This is a genomic window from Maribellus sp. YY47 (assembly GCF_023111095.1).
Classification (GTDB): Bacteria; Bacteroidota; Bacteroidia; order Bacteroidales; family Prolixibacteraceae; genus Draconibacterium.
Genome location: NZ_JALGYW010000027.1, coordinates 42,480 through 64,520 on the forward strand (window position 1 = coordinate 42,480; position 22,041 = coordinate 64,520).

21 protein-coding genes are annotated in these 22,041 nt (G+C 43.4%); 11 read left to right on the forward strand and 10 right to left on the reverse strand.

The window, feature by feature from the left end; translation table 11 throughout:
* Positions 1-169: 169 nt before the first annotated feature.
* From MR764_RS17975 to MR764_RS17985, 3 genes are all read left to right on the forward strand, one after another.
* Complete coding sequence (locus MR764_RS17975) at positions 170-1,831, forward strand: DUF4038 domain-containing protein (RefSeq protein ID WP_247980839.1); 1,662 nt, start codon at positions 170-172, stop codon at positions 1,829-1,831.
* 527 nt (positions 1,832-2,358) lie between these two features.
* Positions 2,359-3,273, forward strand: a complete 915-nt coding sequence (locus MR764_RS17980) for a nucleoside hydrolase (RefSeq protein WP_247980840.1) — start codon at positions 2,359-2,361, stop codon at positions 3,271-3,273.
* A gap of 13 nt (positions 3,274-3,286) precedes the next feature.
* Complete coding sequence (locus tag MR764_RS17985) at positions 3,287-4,027, forward strand: hypothetical protein (RefSeq protein WP_247980841.1); 741 nt, start codon at positions 3,287-3,289, stop codon at positions 4,025-4,027.
* Between the two features lie 36 nt (positions 4,028-4,063).
* Here MR764_RS17985 and MR764_RS17990 read toward each other — a convergent pair whose 3' ends face one another.
* Both MR764_RS17990 and MR764_RS17995 read right to left on the reverse strand, forming a co-directional pair.
* On the reverse strand, positions 4,064-5,410 hold the full coding sequence (locus MR764_RS17990) for a GntP family permease (protein ID WP_247980842.1): 1,347 nt from the start codon (positions 5,408-5,410) through the stop codon (positions 4,064-4,066).
* A gap of 10 nt (positions 5,411-5,420) precedes the next feature.
* The gene (locus tag MR764_RS17995; RefSeq protein ID WP_247980843.1) at positions 5,421-6,272 is read right to left on the reverse strand and encodes a Nif3-like dinuclear metal center hexameric protein; all 852 of its coding nucleotides are present in this window, start codon (positions 6,270-6,272) and stop codon (positions 5,421-5,423) included.
* A gap of 229 nt (positions 6,273-6,501) precedes the next feature.
* On the opposite strand from MR764_RS17995, the gene MR764_RS18000 reads away from it, so the two are divergent.
* Entirely contained in the window at positions 6,502-7,503 is a 1,002-nt protein-coding gene (locus MR764_RS18000; protein WP_247980844.1) for a Gfo/Idh/MocA family oxidoreductase, read from the forward strand.
* A 214-nt stretch (positions 7,504-7,717) separates the two neighbouring features.
* On the forward strand, positions 7,718-8,647 hold the full coding sequence (locus MR764_RS18005; RefSeq protein WP_247980845.1) for an RluA family pseudouridine synthase: 930 nt from the start codon (positions 7,718-7,720) through the stop codon (positions 8,645-8,647).
* Positions 8,648-8,688: 41 nt separating this feature from the next.
* Here the strand turns inward: MR764_RS18005 and MR764_RS18010 are convergent, their stop codons facing one another.
* Positions 8,689-10,200 (reverse strand): beta-N-acetylhexosaminidase, encoded by a 1,512-nt coding sequence (locus MR764_RS18010; RefSeq protein WP_247980846.1) that lies wholly within the window; start codon positions 10,198-10,200, stop codon positions 8,689-8,691.
* 162 nt (positions 10,201-10,362) lie between these two features.
* On the opposite strand from MR764_RS18010, the gene MR764_RS18015 reads away from it, so the two are divergent.
* A complete protein-coding gene (locus MR764_RS18015; protein WP_247980847.1) occupies positions 10,363-11,703 on the forward strand; it encodes a Gfo/Idh/MocA family oxidoreductase in 1,341 nt (446 codons plus the stop codon).
* 25 nt (positions 11,704-11,728) lie between these two features.
* On the forward strand, positions 11,729-12,430 hold the full coding sequence (locus tag MR764_RS18020) for a DUF1080 domain-containing protein (RefSeq protein ID WP_247980848.1): 702 nt from the start codon (positions 11,729-11,731) through the stop codon (positions 12,428-12,430).
* Position 12,431: 1 nt separating this feature from the next.
* On the opposite strand, the gene MR764_RS18025 is transcribed toward MR764_RS18020, so the two are convergent.
* From MR764_RS18025 to MR764_RS18035, 3 genes are read right to left on the reverse strand one after another with little or no spacing between them, the layout of a single operon-like run.
* Positions 12,432-13,304 (reverse strand): cation diffusion facilitator family transporter, encoded by an 873-nt coding sequence (locus MR764_RS18025; protein WP_247980849.1) that lies wholly within the window; start codon positions 13,302-13,304, stop codon positions 12,432-12,434.
* A 32-nt stretch (positions 13,305-13,336) separates the two neighbouring features.
* The gene (locus MR764_RS18030) at positions 13,337-14,047 is read right to left on the reverse strand and encodes a LytTR family DNA-binding domain-containing protein (RefSeq protein WP_247980850.1); all 711 of its coding nucleotides are present in this window, start codon (positions 14,045-14,047) and stop codon (positions 13,337-13,339) included.
* 1 nt (position 14,048) lies between these two features.
* The gene (locus MR764_RS18035; RefSeq protein WP_247980851.1) at positions 14,049-15,134 is read right to left on the reverse strand and encodes a histidine kinase; all 1,086 of its coding nucleotides are present in this window, start codon (positions 15,132-15,134) and stop codon (positions 14,049-14,051) included.
* A 220-nt stretch (positions 15,135-15,354) separates the two neighbouring features.
* On the opposite strand from MR764_RS18035, the gene MR764_RS18040 reads away from it, so the two are divergent.
* The gene (locus MR764_RS18040) at positions 15,355-15,735 is read left to right on the forward strand and encodes a MotA/TolQ/ExbB proton channel family protein (RefSeq protein WP_247980852.1); all 381 of its coding nucleotides are present in this window, start codon (positions 15,355-15,357) and stop codon (positions 15,733-15,735) included.
* A 47-nt stretch (positions 15,736-15,782) separates the two neighbouring features.
* Here MR764_RS18040 and MR764_RS18045 read toward each other — a convergent pair whose 3' ends face one another.
* From MR764_RS18045 to MR764_RS18060, 4 genes are read right to left on the reverse strand one after another with little or no spacing between them, the layout of a single operon-like run.
* A complete protein-coding gene (locus tag MR764_RS18045) occupies positions 15,783-16,469 on the reverse strand; it encodes a lipid-A-disaccharide synthase N-terminal domain-containing protein (protein ID WP_247980853.1) in 687 nt (228 codons plus the stop codon).
* Between the two features lie 57 nt (positions 16,470-16,526).
* Positions 16,527-17,258: a ribonuclease III gene (rnc, locus tag MR764_RS18050; RefSeq protein WP_247980854.1), complete on the reverse strand. Its 732-nt coding sequence runs from the start codon at positions 17,256-17,258 to the stop codon at positions 16,527-16,529.
* Between the two features lie 6 nt (positions 17,259-17,264).
* A complete protein-coding gene (gene fabF / locus MR764_RS18055; protein ID WP_247980855.1) occupies positions 17,265-18,506 on the reverse strand; it encodes a beta-ketoacyl-ACP synthase II in 1,242 nt (413 codons plus the stop codon).
* Positions 18,507-18,530: 24 nt separating this feature from the next.
* Positions 18,531-18,767 (reverse strand): acyl carrier protein, encoded by a 237-nt coding sequence (locus MR764_RS18060; RefSeq protein ID WP_247980856.1) that lies wholly within the window; start codon positions 18,765-18,767, stop codon positions 18,531-18,533.
* Positions 18,768-18,951: 184 nt separating this feature from the next.
* On the opposite strand from MR764_RS18060, the gene purN reads away from it, so the two are divergent.
* The 3 genes from purN to MR764_RS18075 all read left to right on the forward strand — a co-directional run bounded on the left by purN (position 18,952) and on the right by MR764_RS18075 (position 21,857).
* Entirely contained in the window at positions 18,952-19,521 is a 570-nt protein-coding gene (gene purN, locus MR764_RS18065; protein ID WP_247980857.1) for a phosphoribosylglycinamide formyltransferase, read from the forward strand.
* Between the two features lie 117 nt (positions 19,522-19,638).
* Positions 19,639-21,165, forward strand: a complete 1,527-nt coding sequence (locus MR764_RS18070) for a HAMP domain-containing sensor histidine kinase (protein WP_247980858.1) — start codon at positions 19,639-19,641, stop codon at positions 21,163-21,165.
* 2 nt (positions 21,166-21,167) lie between these two features.
* On the forward strand, positions 21,168-21,857 hold the full coding sequence (locus MR764_RS18075; protein ID WP_247980859.1) for a response regulator transcription factor: 690 nt from the start codon (positions 21,168-21,170) through the stop codon (positions 21,855-21,857).
* The last annotated feature ends 184 nt before the right edge of the window (positions 21,858-22,041 follow it).

A 22,041-nucleotide genomic window follows, 5' to 3' on the forward strand; every position in this document is an offset into this window, starting at 1 on the left:
AATTTAATATTTGGTTTTGAATTTTTTGTTTAATAGATGCAAAACGCATACGCTGAGCGGATTAAAAAGCTATTTTTGATTGTGTTCTTCATTTTGACAATGAGGAACGAGCGTCAGATCGAAGCGGGAATTGAAGCTATAAAATATTTCACTTTTAAAAACTAAACCCATGATCCGATTATTTTTTCTCCTCCTTTTCGCTCTTATCATTCAGGTAGCCGTGTCGCAAACGATGATTTGGAGTAAACATCAGATCTCATTTCAAAGCTCAAAAACGTATAATAACCCAATTTATGAGGTGAGTGATTTTAAGGTGACATTTACGGCTCCCTCGGGGCGGGAAAAACAGGTTTGTGGTTTCTGGGATGGTGGAACCGATTGGAAAGTACGGTTCCTGCCCGATGAAACTGGAACCTGGAAATGGAAAACGGAATGTTCGGATAGCACGAATAGCGGGTTACAAAATCAAGCCGGAGAATTTGTATGTGTGGGCAATTCCAGTTCAGAAGCTGTTTTCAGTAAGGGAGCAATCAGGCACGAGGCCGGGAAATATTATTTGTCGTATTCCGACGGGACCCCATTTTTCTGGCTGGCTTGCACGGCCTGGAACGGAGCTTTAAAATCAAGCGATGAGGAATGGGAATATTACCTCAATCAACGCAAGCAAAATCAGTACAATGTTATTCAACTGGTGACTACCGAGTGGCGCGGATGCGACAAAAATGCAGAAGGATTAACCGCGATCGAGGGAAAGGAAAAGATTCGCATTCACCCCGAATTTTTTAAAAGGATCGATCAGAAAATTGATGAGGCGAATGCAAAAGGTTTACTTGTTTCTCCGGTTATTCTCTGGGCGCTTCCTTCGGGGCCCGGCCGCGAGTTAAGCCCCGGTTATGCACTTCCGACGGAGGAAGCGATTTTGCTGGCAAAATACATTGTTGCCCGTTACCAGGGAAATCATGTGATTTGGGCGCTTGGTGGAGATGGTCAGTATTATGGCGATCAGGAGGAAAAATGGAAAGCGATCGGGCGGCAAGTATTTTTATCGATCAATCATGCTCCGGTTACCCTGCATCCGCACGGTAGTTCGTGGATTGGAGAATTGTACGCTCAGGAAGATTGGTACGATGTAATGGGATATCAATCGTCGCATAGTAATGGCAAGGGGGTAGTAAACTGGATCAACAAGGGGCCAATGTCTCAAATGTGGAAGAAACTAAAGCCCATGCCGTACATTAACCTGGAGCCCAATTACGAAGAAATTGGCTTTAAAATAACGGCTGAGGATGTTCGGAATGCAAGTTACTGGAGCATTTTTGCGACTCCAGTTGCAGGAGTAACTTATGGCGCAAATGGAGTGTGGCCATGGCTACGGCCGGGGGAGCGAATTTTAAACCATGGAGATTCAGGTGGAGTAACTGGGTGGAGAAAAAGTATTGATTTTCCGGGAAGCATTCAAATGAGCTATCTCGCCGGATTTATTCAGCAATTCGAGTGGTGGAATTTGTTTCCGGCAAACGAAATATTGGCTCAACAACCCGGCGAAGAAACTTATAATCATTGGATTTCGGTGGTAAAAACACCCGACGATAAAACAATTATTGCTTACATTCCTAAAAAAGGAGAAGTGACAATTTTTAATCCCAGAGGAATCGAATATACGGCGCAATGGTTTAACCCGGTAAGTAATAAATATTCATCGGCAAAGATCACTCAAACTATTGCTCAAAATTCAAAAAGAAAGATGAAGGATGACATTCAGGGGGCAAATACCATCACATTTACGCACGATTTTGAGAACGATATGTTGATGGTGCTCACCGAGAAGTAGCTCTTGTTTCGAAAGCAGAATTTTAATTGCTGCTGACGAAATCATAGCAGTGAAGAGCATTTTGTTAATTCTGTGATGCGGAAAGATAGCTGTTGGTTTGCTTTGTCTCGCGGATAACGCTATTTTTATTGCAACCTGAGTTAACTTGATTTTATGCGAACAGTTTTCATTCAATTATTGCTTTTGTCTGGCATCGTTTTGTTTCCTGTTTTTTTGAATGCACAGGAAGTGAGATTCGGAGGAATTTTGGTTAATCCGGAAATGAAACGGCAGGGACGGATAATTGCCCAAAACAATAGGATCGGTTGCATAACGCATAAACTAGGTGAAACAACAGAGGTAAATACAAATCAGATAAAATCACTCACCCCGAAAATCCGGAAAAGCAGAATGGAGTATGCTAGAAAAGCTATGTATTTTCGGGAAAACAAACAAAAACAATGCTTTACAGAATTCTAACGTTGATGTTAATGGTGGGGGTGCTGGCAGCTTGTCAGTCAGGACCCCAAACGAAAACAGTGAAAAAAATGAAGATCATCATCGATACCGATGCCAATAACGAACTCGACGATCAGCATGCTTTGGCCTATGCTTTTCTGAACAACGATGTTTTTGATGTGGTGGGTGTGACGGTGAATAATACCGCCAACGGATACGGTTTGCAAGGCCAGTATGATGAGGCGAAACGAATTATTCAACTATTCGATCTGGAAGAAAAATTACCGCTTTTTTTTGGTGCCGACAGTACCTACGATGTTATTGTTCCGCATATCAACGAAGCTCAGTTTGACGGGCAGGCGGCGGTTGATTTTATCATCAGCGAAGCTATGAAAGTGAAAGACGAAAAACTCGTTTTGGCACCCATTGGCAAACTCACCAACATTGCATTGGCACTGGCCAAAGAACCGTCAATTGCGAATAAAATCAGGATTGTGTGGTTGGGAAGCAATTATCCCAATCCCGGAGAATACAATTTGGTAAATGATGTTTCCTCTGTGAATCCGGTGATTGAATCAGGAGCGCCTTTCGAAATGGTTACCGTTCGTTATGGCGACAGTACTGCAACCGATGCGGTTCGGGTTACTCCTGCCGAAGTGGAAGAGTTTCTGGCGGGGAAAGGGCCGGTTTCGCAAAATACGATTACCGGTCGTCATGGCGGCGAGTTCAACTCGTTTGGAAATTATTCAAAAGATTTGTTCGACCATGCCAAAATGCACGGTTATCCGCCATCGCGCGCTTTGTTCGACATGGTGGTGCTGGCCGTATTGAAGAATCCCGCATGGGGAACAAAACATGAAATTCCGGCTCCCAAACTCATCAATCATGCCTGGGTGGAACAACCCGGAAATTCACAAAAAATAATTTATTGGGATCAGTTTGACCGCGATGCGATTGTAAATGATCTTTTTTCGCTCATGGAGAAAACAACACCAAAGCAGTAAGACCAAGTTGCTAATGCAAGAGCTGAAAAAACAACTGGAAGTATTGCTGGCAAGTTATTTCCGGGAGTGTTCTGATGATTTTCCCAACGGAAAAATGGAAGCTTCGGAATCTCCCGATTTCATTGTAAAACTAAAGAACAGTCACCGGCTGGGAATTGAATTGGTGCGATTGAATCCGGGAAGTGCCGTTCCACTGGATGAGAGCGAAGCTGAACAAAACGCGGTTCAGGAAGAATTGGTTGACGATGCCCGCGAGTTGTTTGAGCAGAATTCCAATGAGAAACTTTTTGTAAAGTTCCTTTTTAACAAGAAGCATCCCCTTTCGGCGGAAAGGAGTTTGGCCGTGGCCGTTCGGGCGGTAACCGCAATTCGCACCAGTATTCGTAACCGGAATATGAGAACTCTTTTTTACCTGGTTATTCCCACAGAACAATTGCCTGAAGGCATCGATGAAATACTTGTCCTTCATCATCCGGGATTGGAAACTTCGGTTTGGGAGTGTTCCAATAACCTCGGGATATCACGGAACGTGGTGGAAGATATTCAGAATTCGATAGAAAAGAAAGAAGAAAAATTGCGCTTGTATAAAAAGCGACAACTGGAATCCTACTGGTTGCTGATCACAACCGACCGCCTGCGTGGGCAACGTAATTACAACATCCGGAACCAAATTGCCAACCAAAATTTTCACTCCGGCTTCGACGGCGTTTTTCTGTTCGACTTATTTCGTTCCCATGTTTTCAGATTGGTATAGAAAATATCCGTGTGGCGCGCTTTCAAAAATAAAAGGTTAGATAAAAATCAGCGAAAGCAGATAAACAAAGGCCATGCTAACAAGGCCCTGTAGCAGGGTGGCTGTGGTGTGCGTGCGGTAGCCGGTTTTTACGTCCATTCCCGAAAACTGCGTAACTACCCAGAAATAGCTGTCGTTGGCGTGCGAAATCGTCATTGCTCCCGCACCGGTGGCCATAACCGCCAAAACTTTTCCATACAGCGAATCGAGACCGATACTCGCCAATAATGGAGCGATGAGCGCTGAGGTTGCCACTAAGGCAACCGTGGAAGATCCCTGTGCCGTTTTAAATACAGCTGCAATCAAAAAGGGGAGAAAGATCCCGAGTTGATAATCGGCCAGCAGGTTGCCCAGTGTTTCTCCAATATGTGTTTCCTTTAAAATGGTTCCGAAGGCGCCTCCCGCTCCCGTAATCAGCAAAATGGGTGCGGCGGAAACGATTCCCTCGCCGATCCAGCCGGTAAGCGTTTCCCGGTCGAATTTTGGAAAAAGCAGAAACGAAAGAAATAATCCAATCAGCAGGGCATTTACGGGTTGCCCCGCGAAATTGAGAATTTCAAATAAGAGACCTTGCCCAAGAGGCTGTGAAGGATAAGTGGCCACCGATCGGAAAGCAATCAGAAAGATGGGCACAACAATGGGCGAAAGCGCTTTTATTCCCGATGGCAATTGAATGTTCTCCTGTGATGATGGTAGTATTTCCTCGGCATCTTCTGTTGAAGTATAGTGTTTTCCCGCAAATGAAGCCCAGAAATACCCGGTGAACATTGCGATTAGCGCTACTCCAAGTCCAAAGAGAATAACAAGCCCCAGCTGATCTTCCATACCAAGGTTTCCGGCAGCGGCAATCGGCCCCGGCGTTGGCGGAACAAAAGTGTGGGCAGCGTACAGTCCTGTAGCAAGCGCAATGGAAAGTGATACCGATGGCTTCCCGGTTTTTTGCCGGATCGACTTTTTCAACGAAGAAAGTATAATGTAGGCAGAATCGCAGAATACGGGGATCGAAACCAGGTAGCCAATGATCGACATGGCCAGGCCAGGGTAACGTTTGCCCACCAGTTTTAGCACGAGGTCGGCCAGTTTTATGGCTGCATTCGATTTTTCAAGTATCGTTCCGATGATGGTTCCGAGTATGATCACAATTCCGATGTAGGCCATAATGTTCCCAAAACCCGTGGAAATGCTGGTGGCAATATCGGCAGTTGGCAGTCCGGCCAATGCTCCGGCCAGGTACGAGGCCAGTAGCAACACCAGAAAGGGATGCATTTTTAGTTTAGTCGTTCCCAAAATAATGAACAACACGGAAAGCAGTAAAACTGCAATCAGTCCAATTGTACTCGTCATCATGTATTACTTAAAGGGTGGAGAAATTGGGAACGTTTTCTATGAAATGGATGGGCATTTCAGAAATAAAACCTTTTAACCACTGGGCACAGTATTTCATCCCGGCTTCTTCCGATTTTACATGCCCGACAAAAATCACCGCTTTGTTCTTTCCTTGTGCCGCCGCGTCATTTACATACGAATAGGTTTCCCACTCGTTGGCTTCACCGGCCACCATTACTTCCATCCGTGGTTCGCTCAGCATTTGTAAGTGTCGCTGTCCGCCGGGCGCCCCCAAAGCTATTCCCACATTTGTGAACTCCATTTCGGGATCGCCAATCACACGGACAGTTTCCATGCCGAGTTGTTTCTTGAGTGTTTCGGCATATTTTTTTACGCTTTGCCGGGGTAAGCGAAAATGAGTGAGCGAACCGTCAACCGAGCATGACTCCAGTTCGAGCTGATCAATCATACCTTTATAAACCCCGTCGGGCTCGGTTTTGTGAATATGATCGTGAAAACGGAAGATCACAAGTTTATTTTTGTCGATGAACGCCTTCTTTTCTTCAAAAACAGGATCGTTTTGCAAATTCGCGGTTTCGTCGAGGTGGCTGTAAAAAACAGGTTCGTGCACGATAATGAAATTGCATCCCAGTTCAACGGCCTTTTTCAAGGTGGGCATATCGGCAAACATGCAAACAGCGATTCCTTTTAGCGGGGTTTGCGGATCGCCGGCTTTGTACACATCCACCGTGTTACTCATCCAGTCGCAGGTAACATGCTGTTTTATCTGTTCAACCACATCGTCAGGAGTCTTGGGGTGAATGCTTTGGGCTACAACAAAAAAAGGAAACAATAGCAAGAGAAATATTGATGTTTTCATCGGTATTGCAGGTTTTGGTTATTGGAGTTAAAAATAATGTTTATGAATGGAGCAGCAACCGAAAATGTACGAAACTTGCATTTTGTTTCCGAAAAAGGAATTTATATTTTTAGGAACTGCCCGAATATAAAAGTTGGAGGTACGCCGGGCACAGATCGAAGATAAATTCAAGGTGTTTTTTGAAAAGAATTAGTATTTCCAAGATAATAAAACCTAAAAAATAATGAGAATGAAACGTGTGGCAGTTATTGGATTTGGCTTTATGGGGATCATGCACAGTCGCCAGTTGCTGGCGATTGACGGAGTTGAACTGGTTGCTATCATTGAAAAAGATGTCGCTTCAGTAGCCCGCAAGCTGAATGAGCAGTTGGGAAATCTATCGCTTGGAGAAGGAGATAACGGCGCACTGCTAAAAATTCCGGTTTACCCTTCGTTAGCCGATTGTTTAAACGAACAGCAGCTGGATGCGGTACATGTTTGCGTGCATACCGAGCTGCATTACCCACTGGTAAAAGAGGCCTTGAACAACAACCTGCATGTATTGGTGGAAAAACCTTTTGTACTGGACGTGGAAAAAGGAGAAGAATTGATTGCACTCGCAGCCGAAAAAAAGTGTGTTCTGATGGTTGCCCATGTTGTTCGTTTTATGTCGCCGTATCAGAAACTGTTAAATTTTATTGAGGCCCAGGAATACGGTGCGCTGAAATTTTTGTCGCTTACCCGTTTTTCAGGTGTTCCGCAATGGGGACAATGGCTCGAAAAGCAAAAGAACTTTGGAGTTTCCGGCGGGGCTCTTTTTGATCTGGTCATTCACGACATCGATTTTGCTGCCTTTGCTGTAGGAATTCCATCCGAAATATCCGATAAAACAATACTCCCGGGAAAACTAAGCCGTCATGACTATGTGTCGGCAACCTGGCGTTATCCCGGTCCCGGCCTGGTGGTAAGGGTCGAGGGGGGCAATGTGTTTCATGCCACCTTCCCGTTTCGGGCAGAGTACACTGCAGTATTTGAGCAGGCAAGCGTAAGCTTTTCATCCGCTGACGGCGAGAATATTTACATTTCCGGGAACACGGAACAGGCCACGATTCCGGCAAACGATCTGGGTGACGGTTACTTTAATGAAATTCAGTTCTTTTACGCAGCTTTGCAAAAGGGTTCACTTCCATCGAAATACAGTCCTGAATCGGCATTGGAAAACATACGTTTGTGTTACCGTCATGCGGAATAGCCAACTCGTTTATGTAGAGAATCTTACCAACTGTTTTGCATGATGAAGAGAAGGAGCGAACCCGAATTTTGTTTCTGCTGATGGATGTTAGATTTTCATGCTATTTCTGAAGAACGCATAGGATTTGTTTGAAGTTGTGCCGGAAGAATTGCAGGAGTTAGTATAGAGCATGGATAAATGATGTACTTTCGCTGCAGAATAATCAGGTAAGTCAATGCATAAAAAATCAGCCCATCCGGCAAGAAAATCTTCTCCCGGAGAACGGAAAGATGTACTTTTCAGAGTAACAGAAGAAGTTTCATTAATGGAATTTCTGATCGCGCAATTGCCCAGTAAAAGCCGCGACAATATTAAATCGCTGTTGCGTAACAAGCAGGTATGGGTGGGTGATCAAATTGTGTCCCAATTCAATCATCAGCTATTGCCAGGGCAAATGGTAAGAATTTCGGGAAGCCGAAGTCGGGCAGAAAAGAAGTTCGCAGAATTTACGATTGTTTTCGAAGACGATTCTTTGATTGTGATTGATAAATCAGCGGGTTTGCTTTCGATCGCAACAGGCAGCGACAATACACATAATGCTTTCCGGATGCTGAGCGACTATGTAAAAACACAGGATCCTAAAAATAAAATTTTCATTGTGCATCGCCTTGACCGGGAAACATCGGGGCTGATGGTTTATGCAAAAAATGAAGAAGTAAAAAAGTTGCTTCAGGAAAACTGGAATACGGAGGAAACACAAAAGTGCTATGTGGCTTTGGTTGAGGGGCAGCTGGAAAAGCAAGAAGGAACTATTGTTTCTTATTTGTTCGAAGACAAAGTTTTCCGGGTGCATTCGAGTCAGAATCCGAATAAAGGGCTAAAAGCCATTACCAATTACCGGGTGCTTGAATCAAACGCCAATTTTTCATTGCTTCAGGTCGAACTTAAAACAGGTCGTAAAAATCAGATACGGGTGCATTTGCAGGAGATTGGGCACAGCATTGTCGGGGATAAAAAATACGGAGCAGTATCGAGCCCGATCCGAAGACTGGGGCTTCATGCGCAGCAGCTGCGATTTGTCCATCCGGTTAGCGGAGAGAAATTGCATTTTGAAACAAAGGTCCCATCTGTATTTCATTCACTGCTGAAAAGAAAATACAAATAGGACCTTAGTCTTATTTCCTGTTGAAACGGTTCGTTAACGGATTATTCTTCCCACGGAACCAGTTTTGATTTGTAATAATCAATTTCCATCTTTTCGAAGCGCTTTCCGTGTTTTGCCAAACGGAGTTTGTAGCTTTCCCAGTCGCGCTGCTCAGCCGGAGTCCAGCCAATTTCAGCATAACCGCTTATACGCGGAAACACCATGTACTCAATTTCGTCGAGGTTGGTAATGGTTTCAGCCCACAGCGGCGCTTCAATTCCTTTTATGTTTTCCTGGGTAATGCCCTCGACCAATTTGGCAGGATCCCAGTTGTAGCCACGGTCCACTTCAATGTAAGCAGCCCAATGCAAGCCCAGGTGAGTAGTAGAATCGTACTGCATATCGAGGTAAGCGTATCTGGCAGGCGACATAATTACCTGGGCACCTTTTTCAACACCCAGTTTTGTGTTTTTTTCATTGGCCCAAAATTGTATGGTGGCATTGTCAATCAACTCGGCATTGGCAATTTCGTCCCAGCCAATCACTTTCTTTCCGTATTGTTCAACAATTTTCTGAACGCGGTTTACAAAGTACACATAGTCGTCGTGTTTGGTTGAAAGCGACTCGTCTCCTCCAATATGAAAGTAGGGGCCAGGTGTTATTTCTGCAAGCTCGCGAACTACATCGTCAATAAATTCGTAAGTAATTTCCTTGTCGGTACACAACGAGCTAAAGCCTACTTCTGTTCCGGTGTAATGGTCTCTTGCTTTCCCGTCGCAATTCAACTCGGCATACGAAGCCAGTGCCGCATTGGTATGTCCGGGCATGTCGATTTCAGGAACGATGGTGATGCTGCGATCCATGGCGTACTGAACAATCTCTTTGTAATCTTCCTGGGTGTAATAACCTCCTTCGCCACCGCCTACTTGTGTGCTGCCGCCAATCTCAGTAAGTTTGGGCCACGATTTAATCTCAATTCTCCAGCCCTGGTCATCGCTCAAGTGCAGGTGGAAGATGTTTATTTTATAGGCTGCCAGCATGTCGATGACTTTTTTTACGTCTTCTTTGGGGAAAAAATGTCTCGAAACGTCAAGCATCATACCACGGTAAGCGTATACGGGATAGTCGCGAATAGTACCTGTCGGAACATAGATTGCTTCGCCTGATGCAAGGTTGGCAGGAAGTGTTTGCAAAAACGTTTGAACGCCATAAAAACAACCAGCCGGATCGGTTCCTTTAATGGTAATAAGTTTTTTGTCGATCGTTAATTCATATCCTTCTGCTCCCAGTTCATCACTCGCTTCAACTGCGATATAAATGCCTTTTGATGGGGCTTCCTGTACCGGTTGAATGGTGATTTTTTCAGTGGCTTTCCCAATTTTAGCTGCGAGAATTTCAGCAGTCTTCATCAACTCTTCAGCGCCGTTCTGTACATAAATGATGGTTGAATTATTAACCTCAAATGCAGTTCCGGTAGCGGTTACACTAACCGGCTTAGGAATAAATGCGGTTTGGGTCAGGTCGGTTTTTACAGGTTCTGAACAGCTTTGGATCAGAAACGCTAAACTTGCCATAAATAGACATACAATTTTAATGTTCATTGAAATCAGTTTTTAAAAGAATTTAAATGTTGTGTAAAGGTATGGAAAAACATTAATTAATGTATTGCCCGCAGCACTTGGTTTACCTGATATTTCTGTTAATTTAGTGGTGTTAAACATAAACCTATATTCATCATGACTCAAAAGCATCTCGGCAGACGGAGTTTTATTACAAAAGCCACTGTTGGTACCCTGGGGGTTGCAAGTGTTCTTGCGGCCTGTTCCTCTGAAAAAGTAAAAATAAGTGAAGATGTTATACCTGAACTTTTGGATCAGGCTCCCGACGGGAAGGTGATAAAAGCCGGGCTGGTGGGCTGCGGTGGTCGTGGTACCGGAGCAGCGCTCAATTTTCTGGATGCCGGGCCAAATTTGCAGATTGTTGCTTTGGGAGATGTTTTTCAGGATAAAATTGACAATTGCCGCGAGCAGCTGAAAAAAGAACGCGGCGTAGAAGTTGCCGATGAAAATTGCTTCATCGGGTTCGACGCCTACGAAAAAGTAATCGACGCAGGAGTTGATCTGGTTTTACTGTGCACTCCTCCTCACTTCCGCCCGGTGCATGTAGAGGCAGCGATTAATGCACGCAAAAATGTTTTTATGGAGAAACCCTGTGCGGTCGATCCGGTGGGAGCGCGTTCGGTGCTGGCTTCTTCGAAAAAGGCCGAAGCGCTGGGACTCTCAATGGTAAGTGGTACCATCCGACGTGTTCAGAAAGATTATATGACAACCGCTCTGAAAGTGAAGAACGGTGAGATTGGCGAAATTGTCGGGGCAAATATTATTCGCAACGGTGGCGCTTTGTGGCATCGGAAACGCAATCCGGAATGGACCGACATGGAATACATGCTTCGGAACTGGGTGAATCACTGTTGGCTTTCGGGCGATCATATTACCGAGCAGTTTATTCATGAGCTGGATGTGATGAGCTGGTTTTTGGGCGAAAATCCTAAAAAAGCGATTGGTTACGGCGGCCGGCAACGTAGGCTGACAGGAGACCTTTACGATTTTTTCAGTATTGAATATGAATACGAAAACGGTATGCGTGCGCATTGTGCGGCCCGTCAAATAAACGGATGTGCCAACGGGAAAGTTGAACGCATTGTCGGGACCAAGGGTGTCGCGATTGCTTCGGGCAAAATACTCGATACGCAAGGCAATGAGGTTTGGAACTATCCAAAGTGGGAGGAAGGTGTAACCGATCCGAAATGGAAAGTGACCAATCCGTTTGTACAGGAACATATCAACCTGGTAACTGCCATACGTACCGGAAAACCTGTTAACGACGCGGAAGCACAGGTTAATTCCACATTAACTTCAATTATGGGTAGAATTGCGGCCTACACCGGGAAAGAGGTAACCTGGGAGGAAGTGATGAATTCTGATCTTTACCTGGGGCCGAAAACTTATGCATTTGGTCCGTTGGAAGAGATCAATAACCCGGTTCCTTTGGCTGGTGAAGCAAATAAATTGAGTTAATTCCGTATTAAAAAAAGTACATCAGATGAAACATATAATCGTTGTTTGGTTGGTTGTCCTGACCGTGTGTTCGGTCAATGCACAGGAAAAGTTATTTGATTTTGGCGAGGTTGTTCCCTGGGGAAAAGTTGTAGATGGACAGAAAGCTAAAGGTGAGGCCATCGAATGGATCCAGGTAAATACGCTGAACGAAACCTGGAGTAAGAAAGGAGACGAACTGATTTGTATGGGGCAACCGATTGGGGTAATCCGGTCGGCAAAAAAATACCGCAATTTCATGATGCATATTGAATGGAAGCACATGGAAGCCGGGGGAAATTCGGGGACCTTTGTGTGGAGCGATGCCAATGCCGACGACAAGAACCGCTTGCCCAATGGTGTTGAAGTTCAAATGCTGGAACTCGATTGGGTGAAACTCAATAAAAGAGACGGAAAAGAGCCGCCCATCGCCTATGTTCACGGAGAACTTTTCGGGGTTGGCGGAGTTACAACCATTCCGGATAACCCTCGTGGTGAGCGAAGCAAATCCATCGAGAATCGTTGCAAGGGCAAAGGCGAATGGAACGTGTACGATGTGGTTTGTGTGGACGGAACCATCAAACTTTCGGTAAACGGGAAATTTGTAAACGGAATCAGTAAATCATCTAAAACAGAAGGATACATCTGCCTGGAATCGGAAGGAGCTGAAATTCATTTTCGAAATTTGAAAATTGTAGAACTACCTTAATTTACTTTTTCTTCCATGTAATGGGTTCGGGATGAACCGTTGTAATGTAGCCAAACTCCGCTTTGATCACTTTTTCGATGCCGGTACATATTTCGTGTGCTTCTTCCAGTGACATTTCGGGCGGAAGTTTGATATGGCAACTCATTTCGGTGTGATGCCCGTAGTTGTGCAAATTAATATGATGGATGTACAAGGGAACTTTTGAGCTTTTTTGTGCTGTTTCGCTGATGGATACCAGTAATTCTTCACTGGGACTTTCACCCAGTAACGACGTTATTTCTTTCGACATAATCTCGTAGCTGGCATAGCCGATCATAATGGCAACAATTATACTTAAAACTGCATCGGTCCACCAGAAAGAACTTCCTAAAACAATACCGATCAAAACGATGATGGATGACAGTGCATCTGTCCGGTGATGCCAGCCATCGGCAATTAACATGGTCGATTTGATCTTTTTTCCGGCCCAGAATGCATACTGTGTCATGATTTCATTCACTACGATCGAGATAATTACGGCAATCCATGCAAATGTGCTGTAGTAGGTTTGTTCGCGGGTTCCAAATTTCTCAATACCATTGATAATGAAATCGAATGCAACGAGGGCCAGTACTACTCCGATAATAATCGATGCAATGTGTTCGGCTCTGCCATGCCCAAAAGGATGATCACTATCGGCGGGTTTTCGCGAGATTTTACCTCCAATTAAAACAATGGCTGAAGTGATAACGTCAGAAATGGAATGCCAGGCATCGGCAACAAGGGCCAAAGAACCGGTTGAGATGCCGGCCCAGTATTTTAATGCCGACAGGGCCACGTTTCCTATAATAGAAAACCATCCGGCCCGCAGATTGTATTTTTTGCGTTCATCCATAATCCGCAGAAAGTTCAAATGTAACAAAAATCTTATTGCTTGTTCTCCAGAAGAGCGGAAAGCTCTGCCTTGTATTTTCGTCCAACGGGCAACTTCTTTTTAGCAACTTCGATGAAACCCGGTCCAACGGTTTCAATTTTTGAGATGGAAATGATAAAGCTTCGGTGAATTTGTATAAACCGGTGAGGAGGCAGAGTTTCCTGCAGATGACTGATGCGTTCCTTGGTGACGATTTTCTGGGCGGTAGTGTGTGCAATTACATAATCGCCGAGGCTTTCGAAATACAAAACGTCGGCAAGATTTACCTTGTAATGTTTTTTATCTGCTTTTAAAAAAATGAAATCCACTTCTTTGGGGGCGGTTGGATTTTCTTCTGCCTTTTCTTTGGGTGACTGTTGATCAAGAAAATGCTGAATCGCGCGGGCAAAACGTCCGAACGAAATCGGTTTTAAGAGGTAATCTACCACCTGAAGTTCAAAGGCTTCAATGGCATAATCGCGGTAAGCCGTTGTGAAAATAACCTTTGGCGGATGCGAGAGCGAGCGAATAAAATCGACACCGGTAAGTTGTGGCATTTGAATATCGCAAAACAAGAGATCAACCTTTTCTTTTGCAAGAATACTCATGGCTTCCAGTGCATTGCTGCACTCAGCTACAACCGTAAAATCGGTAAACGCTGCGAGGTGTTTTTTTATCACCCGTATTGCAATGGGTTCATCGTCTATGATTAAACAGCGGTACATATTAAGATTCGAGTTCAAGGATTAAATTTACTGAAAAAGTTTCTGACAGTTCGTCAACCCGCAGTATGTACTTCCCCGGATACAGAAGTTCCAGTCTTTTCCGAACATTAACCAAACCAATGCCGTTACTGTAGCTTTGTTCTTTTGGTTTTAACGGGGTACGCGAATTTTCCACAGAGAACGTTAGGTTCTTATCGCTCAGGCTCGCTTTCATGTTGATAAAAGCCATTCCGGGGAAGTGACTAACGCCGTGTTTGAACGCATTTTCCACAAAAGGCAACAGAATCAAGGGAGCGATTTTCAGGTGTTCCGTTTCATCCGGAAATTCAAGGGTGAGCTTTAGTTTATTCGGGTATCGGATTTTTTCAATTTCGATGTAATTTTTCAGGTTGGCGAGTTCTTCTGAAAGATCGACAAGTTTCGCATCGCAACGGTATAAAATATAATCCAGAATGTCGGACAATTGAAGCACCAATGCGGGGGCTTCATCCGATTTTTCGAGAGTAAGTCCGTACAAATTATTCAGGGTATTGAACAGAAAATGAGGATGAACCTGTGCTTTCAGAAGTTTTAACTCGGCTTCTTTTAGTTTAAGTTCTGTGGTTAGTTGTGCCTTTTCGAGCTCGCTCTTTTCCTGTTGCATGAAAAATGCCCGCTTTACCTGTTTGATTGCAATCCCCAGGAAAATGATAAAATGGAGTGATACGATTTGCAGCTCGGGGTGTAGCAGCGTAGGAGATATGGCAGCTTTGTTGGTTAGTATAAAAATAAGTGCATAAAAAACGATCAGAAACGACAACCATACTCCGACAAGTAAGGTGTAAAAACTGTAAAGGAAGAAACGGGCGTAACGTTTTTTCCACAGAAAGCGTGGAAACAGAAAATGATTAAAAAAGTAGGTTTCCGAAATGGCAACCGGGAGCAGTCCTGCCGAGAAGATAATGGTAGCTTCCCGAAACTCACTGTTCCAGCTAAATAAGGCAAAATAAAAGAAGGCTACAATTATCCAGAACAGCAAATGGTAAGCGCTGCGGAAAGTTTTCGACTGCCGGGCTAGTTGAACGATGTGTTGAATCCGATCTGTCATAATCCAATTAAAAGTAGCAATTTATTTCATAGATGGCGGAACGCAAAATTGGATCGACCAAAGTCAGAGAATGGAAGTTGAACAACTATATTTCTGCAGGTTTTGTAGTTTTAGGTTTGGAATGTCGTATGGTTCTGAATTTAGGGCGTTGATCGATTAAATGAATCTGAATTGAGTAAAGTGCAGTAGTTTGGCTTCAGAATAATTTAAAATGCAAGTCATGAACATCTTTGAAATCTTTTATGTAGGTGGACCTCTTTTTATGGGGATTATTTCCTTCCTGGCACTTTTAGCCTTCGGTGTTTTTATTCTGAAAGTTGTTCAGGTAATAAAACGGAGGTATAACTTGAAGGGACTGGATTTGATTCTACTGGCGGGGTCGGTTGCCGTTGCAGCCGGAATTCTGGCGCAAATTATCGGAATTGTACAGGCTCTCGAAGCCATTCGTGTAGCCGGAGATATTTCTCCGCAATTGGTAATGCAGGGAGCTATTGTTAGTTTCTATGCTCCTATTTATGGTTTTGTTGTTTTTATCTTTTCAATGATCTTTTATTTCGTGATGAAAGAGATCATCAAAGTCAATATGGTAGGGAACAATTAAACACGGAAAGAAACAGGAAAACGGCCGGTAGTCAGCAGATTTCCGGCTTATTTTATTTTGTCGGATACCTTCCCGATTAACTTATTTAACACCGGAATCCGCTGGAGCCGGGTAAACAGGCTGCCTCTGCCGTAATGCAGCAGAATATTGCGCGAATACACAAACAGTCCCAAACTGTGTGAGGCAAACAAAACCGGGTCGATACGGGCAAGCGAGTAGGTAAAAATCATTAAAGAACCGAAAGTGCTAATGATCCAGAATCCGAGAGGAAACAGTGATTCCTTTTCTTTTTCGGAGTGAATCCACTGGTAAAAAAATCGGGAGATAAAAACCAGCTGCGCGGTTGTTCCCCAAACCATCCAGAACAGCGAAACGTTTTCGTTGTGAAAAATGTTGCTGATGTTTCCCGTGTAGATGAGCCAGAACCAGAAGGAGAGGGGTATCAGAATGGCCAGGATTCTCGAAATGAGGGGCATCCGTTTCCAGACGTGTTTCAGCTGGAGGTTGCGTATGTATATTCCGTACACCAGCGATTGCCCTACTACAATGGCAAAGTCGTTTCGCAGAATTCCGTAAGTAAGCATGATGATGGAAGCCACCAGGCTGATTTGCCAGTATACCACAGGAGAAATGACTTCGCCCTCTTTTTCCGATTTAAACCACTGAATAATTGTTCGGATGAAGAACAAACCCTGGGCAAGAAAGCCTAAGCCGATGATAAAAATGTTATTCATTTCAATTTGTAAGCGGGAGCAAAATTATAAAGATTGTGAGACACTCAGTCGGCACGACTATATTTCTTTCAACTTTTCGAGTGTTTCGCGGGCTGCCTGCTGGTGGGCTTCTTTTTTCGACGTTCCTGCTCCCCGGCCAACTTCTACATTGTCGATTTTTACCACCGCATTGAATTTGGGTTGTTTCAGCTTTTCGTCAGTCTCTTCGCTGGTTTCGAATTCCACTTCCCGTTTGTTTTTCTGGCTCCACTCAATCAGCTGGCTTTTGAAATTGGAATCTTCCTGTTCAATCTCGTTCAGGTTAACAAATTGAGAGAGAATTTTTTTGGTGACAAAAAACTTGGCCGAGTGATAATCGCGATCGAGATAGATGGCGCCGATCAGTGCTTCGAGGGCATCACCGTAAATATGACTTTTATCGACTTTTTTGGTAGTGTTTGAATCGATAAAAACATGCAGGCCCATATCGTGGGTCAGCTTCGTGAGAAATGCCCGATTTACCAGTTTGGAGCGGGTTTTTGTAAGGAAACCTTCGTCTTCGTGAGGAAAACGATTGTACAAAAAATCAGCAATAATCGCTCCCAGAATGGCATCACCCAGGTATTCGAGGCGTTCGTTGTTTACAAAATTTCCCTGCGAATCGATCGTTGAAGCCGATTTGTGAACGAACGCCAGATCGTAAAGTTTCAGGTTTCGGGGGTAAAAACCAAGCAGGTCTTTTAAAAACAAGTAAAACTCTTTTCGATCAGACGAAAAGAGTTTTACCCGTTGTACTATTTTTCTAACCACAGTTTTCTAAAATTTTTTGAAAACTAAAGTAGCATTATGACCACCGAATCCAAAGGTATTGCTGATTGCAATGTTGACTTCCCTTTGTTTGGCCTGATTGAAAGTGAAATCCAACTTTTGGTCGATTTCAGGATCATCGGTAAAATGGTTGATGGTTGGAGGTATAATGCTATTTTGAATGGCTAAAACGCTGGCAAGGCCTTCTACCGCTCCGGCAGCTCCCAAAAGGTGGCCGGTCATTGATTTGGTAGAACTGATACTAAGCTTATAAGCGTGATCTCCAAAGGTTTTAAGAATGGCCTTTGGTTCGGCAATGTCTCCAAGTGGAGTTGAAGTACCGTGAACGTTAATGTAGTCCACATCTTCGGGTTTTATTCCCGCATCTTCTAATGCCCATTTCATCACAAGGCTGGCGCCTCTTCCGTCGGGATCGGGAGCTGTCATATGGAAAGCATCTCCCGACATTCCTCCTCCGGCAATTTCGGCGTAAATTTTAGCACCTCTGCTTACTGCATGTTCGTATTCTTCGAGAATAAATGCAGCAGAGCCTTCAGCAATAACAAAACCGTCACGGTCTTTATCAAAAGGACGCGATGCGGTTTTAGGATCATCATTGCGGGTTGAAAGTGCACGCATGGAATTAAATCCTGCGACACCGGCTTCGTTAACACCAGCTTCTGAGCCCCCCGTAACTATCATATCGGCTTTGCCCATGCGAATCATGTTGAAAGCATCAATAATAGCGTGGGTGGAAGAAGCACACGCACTAACCGTGGTGTAGTTCGGACCTCTAAATCCGTACTTGATCGAAACCAATCCACCGGCAATATTAGCAATCATTTTTGGGATAAAAAACGGAGAAAAGCGTGGTCGCTCTTCGCTGTAGGCGCGAACTTCCTCATGGAAAGTCTGCAAACCTCCAATTCCGGCTCCCCAAATAACGCCAACCCGGTCACCGTCAACTTTCTCCAGGTCTAGGCCACTGTCTTCAATGGCCTGGGCTGTGCTCGCAAACGCGTATTGCGTAAATAAATCGTGTTTGCGAACCTCCTTCTTTTCAATATAAAGGAGAGGATCGAAATTTTTTACTTCACAAGCAAATTGTGTAACATGCTTTGAAGCATCGAAGTGAGTTATGGGACCGGCCCCACTCACTCCTTTAATTAAGTTCTCCCAAAATTCTTGAACGGAGTTACCCAATGGATTAACGGTACCAACACCGGTTATTACTACCCGTTTTAATTCCATAAAAGAAAAATAATATGAGTCAGATTACTTAATCGCAGATTCGATGTGAGCGATTGCCTCACCTACTGTAGAAATTTTTTCTGCTTCGTCGTCCGGAATAGCAAGGTCGAATTCTTTCTCGAACTCCATAATTAATTCAACGGTGTCAAGTGAATCAGCACCTAAGTCATTGGTGAAAGAAGCTTCTGTAACTACTTCACTTTCGTCAACACCTAGCTTATCAACGATTATAGCTTTTACTTTTGCTGCAACGTCAGACATAACTTTTAATTTTAATTAATACTAATTTTTGTTTTAAATAATTCGCTGCAAAGTAATACATTTACGCTCGAAATTTCCAAGAAAATCTTTAAAAAAGATGTTAACACAGTAAGTATCTTACGTCCTAAGTACCTAAATTTGAATTATTTGTTTGAAAGTTCGAAACAGCAATAAACAGTAAGAAATGGGTAAAAAAAGAATAGCAATTCTGGCTTCGGGTTCGGGTACAAATGCCGAAAATATTTTTAAATATTTTTCTGATAAAGAGGATGTTGAGGTCGATTCATTATGGTCGAACAAAGCTGATGCTTATGCCCTGGTTCGTGCCCGGAATTTTGGGGTGGGAAGTTTTGTATTCGATCGCGAAAAATTCTATCGCACCGATGAAATTTTGAGTACGTTAAGAGAACGTAAAGTCGATTTAATTGTACTTGCCGGATTCCTGTGGTTGATCCCTGGGAATCTGGTTTCAGCTTTTCCTATTATTAATATACATCCTGCATTGTTGCCTAAATACGGAGGAAAAGGAATGTATGGAATGAATGTTCATCGGGCAGTGGTAGCCAATAGTGAAACGGAGTCAGGGATTTCAATTCATTATGTGAACGAGAAATACGACGAGGGGGCGCTGATTTTCCAGGCGAAATGCGAAGTGTTGCCCGAAGATACACCCGAGCAGGTTGCTGAGAAGGTACACGAGCTGGAATATCGTTATTTTCCGCAGGTAATTGCCGATGTATTGGCCAAAATGTAAACATTGTCCCCGTTCGGTGGTTAATAAATTTTACAAATGATTATATCCTGTTAAATAATGTTAAGGGTCGAAATCACAGGCTTTTAATCAATCTATCTTTGGTGCATGAGTCGAAAAATGCTTATAACGCTGATTGTGTTGATGGCAATTGTGCTTTCAGGATTGATACTGGTGCAGACATCAATTATTAAGTCTGCATCAGATATCAGGGAGGAGCAGTTTGATCAGCTGGTGCAGAATGCGCTGAGTATGGTTGCTATTCAGCTTGATTTGGATGAACAGCGATTGGCGAGAGAATATGCCCGGCGCGGAGAACTGCCAGGGATGAACGAAAAAAAGGAAGAACTCGGTAATATATTTCCGTATAATAATCCGGCAAGAGGTACGCTTAGTTTTAGTCTGAGTTACTCGAATCAGGGCGTTGTTAGCCACTTTGAAGAACAATACGAGCTTAAGATTGATCCCTCCGATTCGCTATCGATCATGGGAGTTGAAGGTTTTATGAAACAGAGTTTAGAACAGCAACGCCGGAGGAAAGAATGGTTGCGTAATGCCGACTGGTGGAATTACAAGATAGCCCTGGAAGATTTGCCTCTCGAAGAACGTATCGATTCAACCCGGGTAAAGGCTTTTTTGGATGCAGCGATGGCACAGTTTCGGATTGACCTGGAATACAAATACGCTATCAAGAATTCAACTATGGCTAAAGAAACCGTCATTTTTGGAGACAAAGATTATAATCCCAAAAACCGCGGAGAATATCCCCAGTTGTTGTTTCAGAATGATTATAACGGGCCAAAGCCCAATTACCTGAACGTTTATTTCCCTCACCGGAAACGTTATTTATTCCGGCAAACCGGGCTGACGATTATCCCGACCATCATCCTAACTGGTTTACTGATAGCTATTTTTGCCTATGCCATTCTTGTTATTATGCGTCAGAAAAAGTTATCGAACATCAAGAACGACTTTATCAACAATATGACGCACGAGCTGAAAACACCGATTTCTACTATTTCGCTGGCCAGTCAAATGTTGCAGGATGGCACAATTTCGAACACGCCTTCTACTATTGAGCATGTTTCGAAAGTGATCTTCCAGGAAAGCAAACGGCTTAGTTTTCAGGTAGAGAAAGTGCTTCAGATGGCTGTGTTTAATGAAGGACGGCTAAAATTGAAAGTCCGGGAGTTTGATGTAAATAAAATGATCGAGACTGTAACAGCCAATTTCGAACTTAGGGTGAAGAATAAGAATGGTACCTTACATACTGAAATACATGCAGAAAATGCTGTAATTAAGGGAGATGAGGTGCATATTACCAATGTTATTTTTAACTTGCTGGATAATGCGATGAAATACAGTAAGGAAAATCCCGAAATTTGGGTAAGAACAGAAAATAGTAAGAATAACATTGTGATTTCAGTACAGGATAGTGGCATAGGAATTGCGAAAGAACATCATGCTCAGATATTTGATCGGTTTTACAGGGTGCCTACCGGAAATGTGCACGATGTAAAAGGTTTTGGACTGGGATTGAGTTATGTAAAAAAGATAGTGGATTTGCACAACGGAACCATTAAGGTTGAAAGTGCTTTAGGCAAAGGGACTAAATTTAAAATCTATTTCCCACAAATAAATAATTAACCATGGAACAAAAAACAAAATTGCTACTTGCCGAAGATGACGAGAATTTGGGATTGTTGTTAAAAGAATATTTGATAGCAAAAGGCTTCGATGCGGATCTGTATCCGGATGGAGAAGCTGCATATAAAGGATTTATGAAAGAGCATTATGACATTTGTATTCTGGATGTAATGATGCCCAAAAAAGATGGATTTACGCTGGCCAAGGATATTCGGATTGTGAATGCAGATATTCCTGTATTGTTTTTGACGGCTAAAAACATGAAGGAAGATGTGCTGGAAGGCTTCAAAATTGGTGCGGATGATTACATTACCAAGCCTTTTAGCATGGAAGAATTGATCCTGCGAATTGAAGCGATTTTAAGGCGAACTTCACAGGAAGGACAGTCGGGCGCCCAACAGGTATTTACGTTAGGCCGTTTTACTTTCGATACCCGGAAGCAAACACTTGCGGATGGCGAGGAGGCGGTGAAACTAACCACAAAAGAATCTGAATTGCTTAAGCTGCTTTGTCAAAATGCCAATAAAGTACTGGAAAGAAACTACGCATTAAAATCCATCTGGATCGACGATAATTATTTTAATGCCCGAAGCATGGATGTTTATATTACCAAACTTCGCAAGCATTTGAAAGATGAACCAACCGTGGAAATCATTAATGTTCACGGGAAGGGGTACAAGCTGATCATGTAAGTCAATAACGATATAATAAAAAAAGCCCGGTAATTCCGGGCTTTTTTTATTGGGTATAGTGTCTCGTCCTGAAATAGCGTTACACAAAAAGTAGCGTTATGAAAGAAATCAATCATTCACAGTACGTTAAGCGTACACAGAAGGACTATTCGATGTCCTTTAAATTGCAAGTTGTCACTGAGAT

Excerpts from the sequence above, each read along its gene's own strand:
- MR764_RS18070 (WP_247980858.1), top strand. The coding sequence starts at position 19,639 with ATGCTTATAACGCTGATTGTGTTGATGGCAATTGTGCTTTCAGGATTG.
- MR764_RS18060 (WP_247980856.1), bottom strand. The coding sequence starts at position 18,767 with ATGTCTGACGTTGCAGCAAAAGTAAAAGCTATAATCGTTGATAAGCTA.
- MR764_RS18010 (WP_247980846.1), bottom strand. The coding sequence starts at position 10,200 with ATGGCAAGTTTAGCGTTTCTGATCCAAAGCTGTTCAGAACCTGTAAAA.
- MR764_RS18000 (WP_247980844.1), top strand. The coding sequence starts at position 6,502 with ATGAAACGTGTGGCAGTTATTGGATTTGGCTTTATGGGGATCATGCAC.
- MR764_RS18040 (WP_247980852.1), top strand. The coding sequence starts at position 15,355 with ATGAACATCTTTGAAATCTTTTATGTAGGTGGACCTCTTTTTATGGGG.
- MR764_RS17975 (WP_247980839.1), top strand. The coding sequence starts at position 170 with ATGATCCGATTATTTTTTCTCCTCCTTTTCGCTCTTATCATTCAGGTA.
- MR764_RS17980 (WP_247980840.1), top strand. The coding sequence starts at position 2,359 with ATGAAGATCATCATCGATACCGATGCCAATAACGAACTCGACGATCAG.
- MR764_RS18005 (WP_247980845.1), top strand. The coding sequence starts at position 7,718 with ATGCATAAAAAATCAGCCCATCCGGCAAGAAAATCTTCTCCCGGAGAA.
- MR764_RS17990 (WP_247980842.1), bottom strand. The coding sequence starts at position 5,410 with ATGACGAGTACAATTGGACTGATTGCAGTTTTACTGCTTTCCGTGTTG.
- MR764_RS18015 (WP_247980847.1), top strand. The coding sequence starts at position 10,363 with ATGACTCAAAAGCATCTCGGCAGACGGAGTTTTATTACAAAAGCCACT.
- MR764_RS18025 (WP_247980849.1), bottom strand. The coding sequence starts at position 13,304 with ATGGATGAACGCAAAAAATACAATCTGCGGGCCGGATGGTTTTCTATT.
- MR764_RS18020 (WP_247980848.1), top strand. The coding sequence starts at position 11,729 with ATGAAACATATAATCGTTGTTTGGTTGGTTGTCCTGACCGTGTGTTCG.
- fabF (WP_247980855.1), bottom strand. The coding sequence starts at position 18,506 with ATGGAATTAAAACGGGTAGTAATAACCGGTGTTGGTACCGTTAATCCA.
- MR764_RS17995 (WP_247980843.1), bottom strand. The coding sequence starts at position 6,272 with ATGAAAACATCAATATTTCTCTTGCTATTGTTTCCTTTTTTTGTTGTA.
- MR764_RS18045 (WP_247980853.1), bottom strand. The coding sequence starts at position 16,469 with ATGAATAACATTTTTATCATCGGCTTAGGCTTTCTTGCCCAGGGTTTG.
- MR764_RS18035 (WP_247980851.1), bottom strand. The coding sequence starts at position 15,134 with ATGACAGATCGGATTCAACACATCGTTCAACTAGCCCGGCAGTCGAAA.
- MR764_RS18030 (WP_247980850.1), bottom strand. The coding sequence starts at position 14,047 with ATGTACCGCTGTTTAATCATAGACGATGAACCCATTGCAATACGGGTG.
- purN (WP_247980857.1), top strand. The coding sequence starts at position 18,952 with ATGGGTAAAAAAAGAATAGCAATTCTGGCTTCGGGTTCGGGTACAAAT.
- MR764_RS18075 (WP_247980859.1), top strand. The coding sequence starts at position 21,168 with ATGGAACAAAAAACAAAATTGCTACTTGCCGAAGATGACGAGAATTTG.
- MR764_RS17985 (WP_247980841.1), top strand. The coding sequence starts at position 3,287 with ATGCAAGAGCTGAAAAAACAACTGGAAGTATTGCTGGCAAGTTATTTC.